The sequence below is a fragment of the Brachyspira alvinipulli ATCC 51933 genome, assembly GCF_000518245.1.
GTDB lineage: Bacteria > Spirochaetota > Brachyspiria > Brachyspirales > Brachyspiraceae > Brachyspira > Brachyspira alvinipulli.
Genome location: NZ_KI912404.1, coordinates 79,434 through 91,598, shown reverse-complemented (window position 1 = coordinate 91,598; position 12,165 = coordinate 79,434). Strand labels below are relative to the sequence as shown.

Sequence of the window (12,165 nt, the reverse complement as noted above, 5' to 3'; positions counted from 1 at the left end):
TAAATTTTTTAATTCTAAATAAAGCTTGGGCGGGTGCCAAAAATTCTAATTCGATTCTAAATATAATTAATACTGAAATTCAAAATAAAACAATAAATTTTAAAGGGCGGGGAATTAGAATAAAATTAAAAACCGCCATGATATATTCACTATCATAACGGTTTTTATCAAATATCAAATTATTCTAAAGCTCTAAAAGAAACACCCAATGTAAACCCAAAATCCAAATTGGAATAATCATATTTATGATATATATCACCTTTAAAAAGTCCTATAGTAGGAGGTATAGTTTGCTGTGGTGTATATTCATTTAATATAGAAACATCATACTGCATACCAAAATTATAATTCAAATACACACCAAGTACAAAATCCATTTCAGCATTATCAATTTTATAAGGCTTGAATGCATACTCGGCAGTTATCTTTATATATGGGGCAACAGGAACTTTAAATAGTCTTTTTATATCATAGTAACTTAATTTATTTTTTGATGGAATAACTAATGAATTATTATCATATTCTATATTATTAGAAGTACCTAAGCCTGCTATAGGAATCAGTAATCCTCCTCCTATTCCTATAGAGAAGTTATTAAAAACTATTTTTTCTAATACTCCTAAAACTAAACTATAAAGAATAACTCTATCAGTATAAATATAGTTATTAATTCCGCTTTTACCTTCATATTTTGTGCTTATTATATAAGGACTATATCCTATTTCTAAAAGGGAAGTTAAGCCAGTAACAATATTATTATTAATATTATATTTTGCACCTAATTGCAAAACAGCTTCAAAATCTAAAAAGATATCGCCTTTTTATAGTATCATAATATGCACTGTATATTCCAAATTGATAATAAGATTTATCTGATTTTTTTAATCCCACATCTGTTTCAGTAAAAATTTTAGAACCTCCTATATTCATAAATATGCCGATTTCAGGAGAAAAACTTATTGAATATAAAATATTAATATTAAACAATAAAATAGTTATGATGATGGTTAAGAGTAACTTTATTTTCATAATATAATTTCCTAATTTATTTGAATTTTAAATTCTTTTCCAATTTTACCAAATATTTTTACATTATTTGTAAATACAAATTTTAAAATTAAATTATACCATAGCAACAGATATATTATTTTGTTCATCAGTTATTATAGCTGTATATTCATTTTCTCCTGTTTTTTTTTGAGATTAAAGAAAAATTTTTTGCTATATCTTTTGTCCTCATTAATATATTATCAGTTTTATTGTTTACAATTTGATACTGATCATCTAAATATGAAAATGAAACTTCTGTTTTTTTAATACTTGCATAAGGAGCTGTAACATTATTGTTTTTAGCACATCCCCAAAAATTAACAATGGTTAAAAACACCATAAATAAATAATTTTTTTCATTTTTATACCTCTTAAATGACATTATGTAAAAAAGTAATATAAAAGTTAAATTTTGTCAATATTTATTTACAAAAAAATATAAAAACATATTTTAATAATTTTATTTTTCTATATATAGTTACTTTTTTGTTGTTATTTATGAAATGGTATTTTATATTTAGCTGAAAGATTAATTATAATATATATTAGGCTTTGATTAGATTTAACACACGGTAAATGAAATTTAAAGAATGATAAAATTTGAATTATATTTTTAGTTTAATTCTGCGTGCGGTAATAGAATAATAAATTTAAAAAAATTGGTGGGGTAAAATTATAAATGTAACTTTTAAACATAGATGAAGATTATTAACAAAAAATAGACTTACAAATCTTAAAGGGCGGGAATTAAAATAAGTTTTAAAACTTAATTACACTCGCCCACCCTTTAGGCTTTCTGTTTTTATTAGTCATTTCTGCCTTATTTTTCTTTTTTATCTTAACTGTTATTTCAGCTGCCCACCCAAGATTTTTTTAAATTTGCTGCATATTTCAACGCACGCAGAATAAAACTAAAAATATAAATTTAATTATAATTCAAATCTAATTATATCATAAATTTTATTCACCGTGCGCTTAGTAAATTTTTTAATTCTAAATAAAGCTTGGGCGGGTGATAAAAATATAATATAAACTTTTAAATCTAAATAAAGTTTAATAAAAAATAGATTAACAATTCTTAAAGGGAGGGGATTAGAATAAGGTTTAATTAAGTAAATATATTATTTTTACTTAAATATTAATCTTCCCAATACAAAGCCTATTATAAAGCCTATAGGTGAAGATAAATACTCCAATATGTTTTTTATATTCTCATAATTTATAAAAATAATTAGCCCTGTAATTATAACAGATACAATGAGTATTATTTTGGCAGCAATTAATTCTTTTTTAGGTAAGCTATTTTTTGATAATAATATAAAACTAAATAAAAAACCTATAATCAGGGAGCCTATAAACATAATAAATACTCTATCTTCTTCAAGGTCAAGATCACTTTTGTATCTTCTTCTTATGTTTTGATATTTAATATCAGAGTCTGTGTTATAATTATCTTCTATTATACAGTTATCTTCTACTATTATATAATTTAAATTATAAATGTTAATTTCTTTATTGTTATTATTTTTTATCAAATCATTATAAAATATGTAAGAAATTATAATAAATATTAGTATAATAGTTACTCTATTTGTTTTTAAGAAGTTCATTTTATTTCCTGAATATAACTAATAAATATAATTTTACTATAATTTAAAACAAGTTTTATTTCAATATAAAATCTATTTTACATTCTTGAATAATAAGCGATTTTATTATATAATAATCTACTATAGCTAATTTTTGCAGGGCTTTGCCCCGCACCCCACTTCTTTTGGTGACCCAAAGAAGCAAAAGGACTGCATTTTTTAACTAAATATTACTTGTTAAAAAATATTTCTTTTAATTCTTAAAATTATTTATTTAAAATGTCACTATTAGGATAGATATATAATTTTTTTATTTTAATAAAGAGGAAATAACTAAATGGCTAAACTTTCTCATCTGGAAAAAGAGTATATCAAAGCTAATTATAAAAATAAAAGCATTGATGAGCTTACAAAAAAATTAGAAAAAGACAGAGGGTTAATAGAAGAATATATTAACAACCTCCAAAATAATCAAAAAAACAATACAAAAAATAATAATAAAAAAGAAAAAACTAGTAAAGAAAACGGCGGAAATATACTTTCTAAATTCTTTTCTAAAAATGACAATCAGGAGCCTATTTATAAAAGATATGAGATAAAGCCTTATCATCTTTCAAAAATAGATGCAATATTCGCATCTGCTGCTTTTCTTTTCACATTCTTTTTGTATTTGTTTACATTAACACCTTCGCTATCAGCAGGAGATAACGGAGAACTTACAACTGCCGCTTATTTTTTGGGTGTAGGACATGCTCCGGGATATCCTTTCTATACATTGATGTCTAAGTTATTTACTTATATACCTATTGGAAATATTGCTTGGAGAACAAATTTATTCTCTGGTACTTGTGCAGCATTTTCAATGATTTTCTTTTATCTTATTATGGTAAAAGTATTAGGACAAAACAGAATCGAAAGAGGATTTTCTCCAATAGTACAAATACCAGCATTACTTGCAAGTGTAGCATTTGCTATATCTGATAATATGTGGGCACAGGCTACTATGGCAGAAGTTTACAGCTTAAATATACTTCAAATAGCTTCTATGCTTTTAATACTAGTTTATTGGTTTGAAAATGTATGGAAGCATGCAAGCGATGAAATTCCTTATTATGGAAGCAAGCATTTAATGGCATTTGGTTTTCTTTATGGTGTAGCACTTGCCAATCACCATGTAACTTTGCCTTTTGCTTTTGCTCCTCTTTTGTTCATAGCAGTTGTATTATTCTTAGTTCATAAAGACAGATACATTAATAATATAGAAACTTCTTTTATATCAATATTTGTATTTTTAGTATTATTATTTATAGGCGGATTTGGATATTACAGATTTATTATGAATTATGAAGCTTATTTATATTTCCCTCCTGGAGTAGCTTCTAATGATTCAATATTTTCTATAATATTTAAACCATTTTCTGATATGAATATATTAAGCGATATATTTACAGCATTGGCTAATGGTTCATATTTAAGACCTGATATGTTAGGAAATTTAAAAGCACCAACCTACCCTACACTTTATAAAGGAATGTTCCTAGTATTTTGGCCTTTATTCTTAGTGCTTGTATGGTGCTTGGTTTATAGATATTTCTTATGCAAAATAGACAAATTCAATAATGATAATGACTTTATAACAGGAATATCAATAGTTTATTATAAAATGCTTTTAATGCTTGCAGTGGGAGTTATGATATATGCCTACATGCCTATAAGAGCAAGAGCTTTACCTCCTCTAAACTGGGGACAATTAAATGAGCCTTCAGGATGGGAAAATTTAAGCTATTTATTCAGTATGATACATAGAAAACAGTACGGAACTTCAGGAAATGATGTTGCTGCTGCTTTCATACTGCATCCGGAACAGGTTAGTGCATTAATAAATATATTCAAAACTCAATTAACTGTATTAGGTGTTCTTTTCTTAATACCGGGATTATTCCAAATATTTAAGAAAAACAGATTTATGGGAATATTCTCAGTATTCGGACTCTTAAGTTTTGCAGTATCATTAATGGCATATACTAATCCTCCTCCAAGTGTAAGAACTTTATCATTCGTTGAAGTATTTTTCTTGCCGGCAACTTTGTATATGCTTGTAATAATAGGTTTCGGTATTCAATGGTATATGGAATATTTTAATACTAATATTAAAAATGTATTAAAACCTGCTTTAGAGGAAACAGCAGATACAAAATTAAAACCTTATCATGCAATATCACTCATAGCAATATTTGCAATAATGATTCCTATATTCGTTATGAATTTCAGCCGTAATAATAACTCAAAAGATTACAGCAACCATGACTATTCATACAATATGATGAACTCTCTTCCTGATAATGCTATATTTGCAACAGAGGGAGGAGACAACCAAGTATTCGGACTTGTATATTATACTATGGTTGAAAGAAGAAGACCAGATTTAAAAATATATGACCAAAAAGGTAATGTATTTGAAAGAATATATGGTAACCTTATGAAAACTGATGGCAGATGGCTTGGAGATATTAGTGATGCTGTAGATAAAGACTTCATAGATTCAGGAAGACCTTATTACATGGCTTGGAGACGTGACGGACTTCATAGACTTGGGGATTACTATTTTAAGGCTTACGGACTTGTATTTAAAGTGCAGCCTATAAAATATGCTTTAGTTGATGAATTGGAGTTCTTTAAAGTTCTTACTGTAAATGACTATAAAAATATAGCATTGCTTAATTTAAAAAGAGATTATGAGAATGAAAAAGTTGCTGCTGATTTAAATGCTTTATTAGATGAAGGTTTAATATCCGTTGAAAGAAAAAATACATATAACGGCAATGAAGAAATAACTTTTGTAAAAATGTATGAGCTTCCTTTCCCTCAATATAAAACTGAAGAGGATTATTGGAACAGCTATACTATGCAGGGAACACCGGAAGAGATTTCTCATTATGACTTCTTAACAAGAGAAATATTTGTTAGTTCTTATTCTCTTGCTAAAATAGATATGTATAACAGAAAAATAAAATTATATCAGAAATTACTTGACTTTATGGGTAATGAGGATGTTGCTAAAAATGGAATGACTAGAGCAGAAGCTAATCAAAAAATAGAAGAGTACAAAAACTTAAAGAGAGCAGAAGAAGATAAAATGCTTACAATAGGTTTTGATATGTCTAATGTATATTTTGCTGTTGGAAATCAGGCTATTTTAGACAATGATTATGAAAGAGCTGCTGTAATGTTTGAGGAGCTTATAAAATTAGAAAAACTTATTTATCCTGCATACTTTAATTTAGCTGCTTCTTATGAATATTTAGCACGTTCAAAAGATACGCCTTATGATAAAGAGGCAGAATATTTAAACAAAGCTAAAGATGTACTTGCAAGAGCTGAAAAAACTTTCCATAGAGGCAAAGATATGGGAGATGCTGCTAGAGAACAAAATCAAACTTATCAGCAAATAAAACAATTTATGGCTAGAATAGATGCACAGCTAAAAACTACAAGACAGCAGACAGATAGTTTAAAAGAACAGGCTATGAAAGAAGATTCTTTTGAAAGTTATTCTTCTTATGCTAATTATGTATATCAAAACAGACAAGATATTGATGAAACTTTATGGGCTAAACTTGAGGCTAGAAAAAGAGCAAGAAGCAGAGAACAGTTAGTTAATGTTAATAAAGATATATCTATACTTTATGCTAATATAGGAGATACAGACAGTTCTATAAATACATTAAATGAAACTCTAAAAATGCCGGATCTCACCAAAGAAGAGAGAACAGGTTTAGAATTTGATTTAGCTAATATTTATCTAAACAATAAAATGTATGATGAGGCTATATACACATATTCAAAATACACCAATGATTTAACACAAGATGGTGCTTTTGCTTTATATGCTATAGGTCATATATATATAGAACAGAACAAAATTATAGAAGCCTTAAATATTTACAATGACTTTAGAAAAAGAATGTCTCCTTTAGCTGCCAATAATGAAGTGATAGCTAATTTAGACAAAGATGTTGAAAGCAGAAGACTTCAGATAATGCAGTATATAGGAACTACAGGCGGAGTACAATAAATAATTAAAAATAAAAAAGGCTTACTAATTCTAGTTAGTAAGCCTTTTATTTTGCTTAATTTGTAAATATCTGTACCCAATATAAATTATTATTATATTCAAATACTCCAACACCTATTTTCCCAAATTTACCATTTAATATATTTGCCCTGTGTCCTGGGGAATTAAGCCAAGACTTCATTACATCATCTGCATCTACTTGTCCATTAGCAATATTTTCACCAGCAGTATTATATGTAACATTATATTCTTTTAAAACTGTTAAAAATTGAGTACCATCCGGTCTAGTATGAGAAAATAATTTTATCAATTCTTCAGCTCTCTTCTGTGCTGCTTCAGTTAATGTAGGATCAAGAATCAAAGGAGAAGATGTACCATTGTCTTTTCTAGCAGCATTAGCAAGCTCAACAACTCTTTTTCTCTCTTTATCTGCATTTAATTTATCTCTTGTTATATCATTATTTCTTGATGCTACATAAAGCATAACCCAATATTTTCTGCCGTTACTTTCATAAACTCCTACAGCTGCATGGGTAAATGTTTTATTTAAAATAAGATTTTTACTGCTTTTTAATATTTGATTGAATATATCATTTACACTCATATTAGCTATTATAGAATTTTCAGAATATGAAGAAAATTGTATATTATTATCCTTCAAAGCTGTAGATTTACTTATTCCTCCTGCTATTTCTCTTACTCTCTGATTAGCTGCCTTTTTCAACTGTTCTTCTGTTTTATATTCAGTAAGCCCTGACTTTTTTCTCTCTTCATTTATAAGCCTTAATATCTCATCAGCTTCACTATTATTTTGTGAAAAAACTGGATGAATAAAAACTGCTAAACAGAATAATATTAATAATATTGATTTGTACAGATTCATTTTTAATACCTCCATTAAATAATCTAACACTTTATATCATTTAAAACTATTTTTATTAACGCGCAGTAAATAAAATTTCTAATTTCACTAACATGCAAATATGCTTTTTTTACTTTATTTCTGCATACATTAAACAAATCAAGTAATTTAAAACTGATACAAAATTCATTTATAATACATTTACATCGAAAGATTTTATTAAAGTAATAAAAATGATTAATTATAATATAGACTAAAATTATTTTTTAATATATTATATAGCATCGTATATATACAAAAATTTTGGGCTGGGAATCATGGAAAACGAAGAATACAAAATTTCATTTATAACTATTTTAATAATTTGCTCATACATAGCATGTCAAATGATATCAAACATAGCAAGCGTAAAAATAGCAAATGTACTTACTCTTGCAGTTGATGGCGGAACATTTTTATATCCATTAGCATTTACAATAAGAGATATGGCGCATAAAACTATAGGAAAGAAAAATACTCAAAAACTTATAATAGTTTCTGCTATAATAAATATTTTCTCTCCTATTTATTTTTATATAATATCTCAAATACCTGCCGATGCAAGCTGGGAATTTAATGAGGCTTTTCAATTAACATTAAGTCCTGTTTTAAGAATAGCAATAGCTTCTATTGTAGGATCAACTTTATCAGAATTAGTTGATACAGAGATATATCATTTCTTTGTTACAAAAATAACGAAAAAACATCAATGGCTTAGAGTATTAATAAGCAATGCATTCAGTATACCAGTAGATAATTTAGTTTTTGTTGCAATAGCATTCTGGGGTGCATTGCCTTTTGATGCTTTAGTTGGTATATTTATATTTAACTTTGTAGTAAAATATGCTGTTACTATTATAAGCGTACCTATGATTTATTTAGTAAAAGAGAAAAATTAATACTAAAAAAACAGTATTGACATAAAATGATATAATTGTTATCTTTTGACATTAATACAATAAAATAAATAAACTTGAGAGTGAAAATAACATGAAAGCTAATATTAAATATTTATCATCGTATCTACCGGAAAATATAATAACAAATTATGATTTAGAAAAAACATTGGATACAAATAATGATTGGATAGTAAGCAGAACAGGTATAGAAGAGAGAAGAATTGCTGATAAAACAGAAAGTTCAGGAGACATGGCTATTAAAGCTGTGAATAAGTTAAAAGAGAAAGGAGCTTTTATAGATGACTGCGACGCTATAATTGTAGCAACTTCTACAAAATCATACACATTTCCTTCAACAGCAGGAGTTATTCAAAAAGCATTTAATATAAAAAATTCATGCCTTGCATTTGATATATCTGCTGCATGTTCTGGATATATATATGCTCTAAATACTGCAGCATCATTGATAGAAAGTAAAGAATGTAAAAAAGTTTTAATAGTAGCAGCAGAAAAATGTTCTGATATAGTAAATTGGCAAGATAGAAGCACTGCAATACTTTTTGGAGACGGGGTGAGTGCTGCTTTATTAGAAGCTGAAGAAGGAGATAAAGGCATTATTTCTACTGACATAGGGGCTGAAGCTAATGATGAAATACTTATAGTAAAAGGAGGAGGAAGTGCATCTCCTATAACTGAAGAAAATGTTGAGGATAAAACCAATACTATATATATGGCTGGTACAGAAGTATTTAAAAAGGCTGTAAAAACATTCGATGACACTATAAACAAAACAGTAAAAAATGCCAATTTGGAATTAAAAGATTTATCATTAATAATAACACATCAAGCTAATACTAGAATAATGAATGCTGTTGCTAAAAATTTAGGATTAAGTGATGATAAATTCTATGTTAATATACAAAAGTACGGCAACACATCAGCAGCAAGCGTAGGTATAGCTTTTACAGAGGCTTTTGAATCTGGAAATATCAAAAATGGAGACTATGTACTTCTAACTGCATTTGGTGCTGGTCTTACTTGGGGCTCTACTTTAATTAAATTTTAAAGGTTTTTATTATGACATTATATGAATATCTGTATTCAGGATTCGGCAAAGCAGAAGATTTGAATTGTGCTGAAAAAATGCTCTATGGTGCAAATGATATATACAATTTAGGAATCAATAGAGATGATTTAAAGCTAGCTGCCGGATTTGGAGGAGGAATGGCTGTAGGTATTACATGCGGTATATTAACAGGCGGTATAATGGCTTTATCTAAGGCTTTCATAAGAGAAAAAGGACATGAAGGAACACTTTTAAAAGAGATAGAATCAGAATTCATAAACACATTTAATGAAAAAATGAATGCTATTGACTGTGCAACTTTGGTAGAAAAATACAGAGATCCCGAAAACGGATGCCGCTATTTAATACTTGAAGCAGCTAAAATATTTGATTATTTAATGGAAAAATATAAAGATTATAGAATAAATTAAAAACTATTTGGAGAGTAATTATGAAATCATACAGAAAAGTATTAGAGATTAATTATCCAAAAAGAAGAGGTTATATAAACATAACGCCAGAAGTTCAAAAATGCTTAGAGGAAAGTGGTATAAAAGAAGGATTAATATTATGCAATGCTATGAATATCACAGCAAGCGTATTTATAAATGATGATGAAAACGGACTTCATAATGATTTTGAAGTTTGGCTTGAAAAACTTGCACCTGAAAAACCTCATAGTCAGTATAAGCATAACGGATATGAAGATAATGCCGATGCACATCTTAAAAGACAATTAATGGGAAGAGAAGTTGTTGTTGCTGTTACAGACGGCAAACTTGATTTCGGTACTTGGGAGCAAATATTTTATGGAGAATATGACGGAAAGAGATTAAAAAGGGTATTGATAAAAATAATTGGCGAATAATTTTTTCTTTAAATATAAATTAAAAACAATGGGATAATAGAACACTACCCCATTGTTTTTTTATATTAATCAAATAAAAGATAAATATTTCTTGAATTGTACTGTGATTCTTCTGTATATATAGCCCAATCTGTAAGCCTTTCTATACTATGCATTCCTCTATCGCCTTCATGCATACCCAAATCTTTATAAGGCTCATTAATCAAAGTAGCATCAAAATATCCGTCATTAGTAAAATCATGAACATCAAACCATAAATGCTCTAAATCATTAGGGTTTTCTTCTGTCTCTCCATATCCTAATTTTACCAAGAAAGAAGTTTTTTCATCACCTTTATTCTTATCCAATAATTCTAAGAAATATTCTAATTTTTCAAAAGCAGCCTCTCTCATAAGAGAAGTTTCAAAGTAACTCATCATAAACATAGGATTATCTGTAAGCTCATTTTTATAATAATCAAGTGTATGATAATTTCCATCCTTATCTACAGCAACAAGAATTCCTGAAGGAGTATTATGCACTCCATCATTTCTATCTTTAGCACTTCCTGGAACATCATCTGCGATATTAAGTTTTTTCAAAGCTTCTTCCCAAGGAAGCCAGCATACATAAACATTATATGCAGGATTAAATTTAAATCCTGGTTCTGGTACTCCTCTTTCTATAAACATTTTAGCACATGTATTTAACAATTGTCCGTAAGCAGCATTTGAATCTTCCACTCCAACTATCTCCAATTCAATAGATCCTACTCTGTAAAGTCCATGCGTATGGAACCAATATTCAACTTTATTAGGGTCTTTATCATCATCATAAACAGCATGTATAGTATAAAGATAATCCAAAGATGAAGGCAAAGCAAAAGTAGAAGTATATGATAGCCAATCTCCGGAATGTGCTGTATAACATGACATATCCAAAAATATAGATGCTTCCGGAACTAAACTATCTAATAATTTTAATTGTCTTTGATAATCTGTAAGCTGAAAATTATCAAATGTTGTAGAAACATGTACAGCATATCTGCATCCGCATGCTTCATTATAATCTTCTTCTCTTACAGTATTCACAGAAAATATTTCTGGTACATTCTCAGTAACAGTAGAAGCATCAACTAATGCAATATAAAAACTTAGTTCATCTTTATTTTCTTCTTCATTTTCATTATTTTCTTCATTGCTATGGCATTTGCATCCGCCTTCGGAATGACTGCATCCTCCTCCGCATTCATGCTCTTCTTCATCCATAACCATAGGCAAATACTGAAGTTTTACAGCCACTTCCCATTTAGATTTATCTCTTATAAAATTAGATTTTTCTATTTCTTCTAAATCAACTATCAAATACTCATCGGACTCAGACAGTATATCTCTAAGTTCATCTATAGTCATATTATGATCATACTCTTTAGTAAATACTGCAGCCATCCATGATTCTAATCTTTGTTCGCCGCTTGAAAATACATTATATAATTTTTCATTGTAATCCATTAGTATTTGCACCTCTGATATAAACTTTTTCTTATTATACATTAAATAACAATAATTTTATATAGCATTTTTTATATTTTTTATGTTTACCGCACGCTAAATAAAATTAAAAATATACATTTACATATGATTCTAATTTTTATTATACTAGAAATTTAGTTTAACGTGCGTTAATAAAAACTAGGGCGGGTGTGCTTTTTATAAAAAAATTTTTAATACATATAAAG

Annotated in this window: 11 protein-coding genes; 5 read left to right on the top strand and 6 right to left on the bottom strand. The window is 27.9% G+C overall.

The annotated features are described in order from the left end of the window. Positions 1-179: 179 nt before the first annotated feature. The 4 genes from T324_RS17195 to T324_RS0110545 all read right to left on the bottom strand — a co-directional run bounded on the left by T324_RS17195 (position 180) and on the right by T324_RS0110545 (position 2,660). On the bottom strand, positions 180-788 hold the full coding sequence (locus T324_RS17195) for a hypothetical protein (protein WP_245580686.1): 609 nt from the start codon (positions 786-788) through the stop codon (positions 180-182). A 7-nt stretch (positions 789-795) separates the two neighbouring features. Beyond that, the gene (locus T324_RS18530) at positions 796-1,029 is read right to left on the bottom strand and encodes a hypothetical protein (protein ID WP_245580685.1); all 234 of its coding nucleotides are present in this window, start codon (positions 1,027-1,029) and stop codon (positions 796-798) included. 148 nt (positions 1,030-1,177) lie between these two features. Then, positions 1,178-1,390 carry a hypothetical protein gene (locus tag T324_RS0110550; RefSeq protein WP_028330226.1) on the bottom strand — a complete coding sequence of 71 codons (213 nt, stop codon included), beginning with the start codon at positions 1,388-1,390 and terminating at the stop codon, positions 1,178-1,180. 787 nt (positions 1,391-2,177) lie between these two features. Beyond that, positions 2,178-2,660: a hypothetical protein gene (locus T324_RS0110545; RefSeq protein ID WP_028330225.1), complete on the bottom strand. Its 483-nt coding sequence runs from the start codon at positions 2,658-2,660 to the stop codon at positions 2,178-2,180. A 316-nt stretch (positions 2,661-2,976) separates the two neighbouring features. On the opposite strand from T324_RS0110545, the gene T324_RS0110540 reads away from it, so the two are divergent. Further along, positions 2,977-6,714, top strand: a complete 3,738-nt coding sequence (locus T324_RS0110540) for a DUF2723 domain-containing protein (protein WP_028330224.1) — start codon at positions 2,977-2,979, stop codon at positions 6,712-6,714. 55 nt (positions 6,715-6,769) lie between these two features. Here T324_RS0110540 and T324_RS0110535 read toward each other — a convergent pair whose 3' ends face one another. After that, on the bottom strand, positions 6,770-7,597 hold the full coding sequence (locus T324_RS0110535; RefSeq protein WP_028330223.1) for a CAP domain-containing protein: 828 nt from the start codon (positions 7,595-7,597) through the stop codon (positions 6,770-6,772). A gap of 296 nt (positions 7,598-7,893) precedes the next feature. On the opposite strand from T324_RS0110535, the gene T324_RS0110530 reads away from it, so the two are divergent. The 4 genes from T324_RS0110530 (at position 7,894) to T324_RS0110515 (ending at position 10,448) form a co-directional block, all read left to right on the top strand. Then, entirely contained in the window at positions 7,894-8,514 is a 621-nt protein-coding gene (locus T324_RS0110530; RefSeq protein ID WP_028330222.1) for a queuosine precursor transporter, read from the top strand. A 91-nt stretch (positions 8,515-8,605) separates the two neighbouring features. Then, complete coding sequence (locus tag T324_RS0110525; RefSeq protein WP_028330221.1) at positions 8,606-9,580, top strand: beta-ketoacyl-ACP synthase III; 975 nt, start codon at positions 8,606-8,608, stop codon at positions 9,578-9,580. A gap of 11 nt (positions 9,581-9,591) precedes the next feature. After that, positions 9,592-10,011: a C-GCAxxG-C-C family (seleno)protein gene (locus tag T324_RS0110520; RefSeq protein WP_028330220.1), complete on the top strand. Its 420-nt coding sequence runs from the start codon at positions 9,592-9,594 to the stop codon at positions 10,009-10,011. Positions 10,012-10,031: 20 nt separating this feature from the next. Then, positions 10,032-10,448 (top strand): secondary thiamine-phosphate synthase enzyme YjbQ, encoded by a 417-nt coding sequence (locus T324_RS0110515; RefSeq protein WP_028330219.1) that lies wholly within the window; start codon positions 10,032-10,034, stop codon positions 10,446-10,448. A 65-nt stretch (positions 10,449-10,513) separates the two neighbouring features. Here T324_RS0110515 and T324_RS0110510 read toward each other — a convergent pair whose 3' ends face one another. Next, the gene (locus tag T324_RS0110510; protein ID WP_028330218.1) at positions 10,514-11,938 is read right to left on the bottom strand and encodes a DUF4026 domain-containing protein; all 1,425 of its coding nucleotides are present in this window, start codon (positions 11,936-11,938) and stop codon (positions 10,514-10,516) included. Positions 11,939-12,165: the final 227 nt, after the last annotated feature.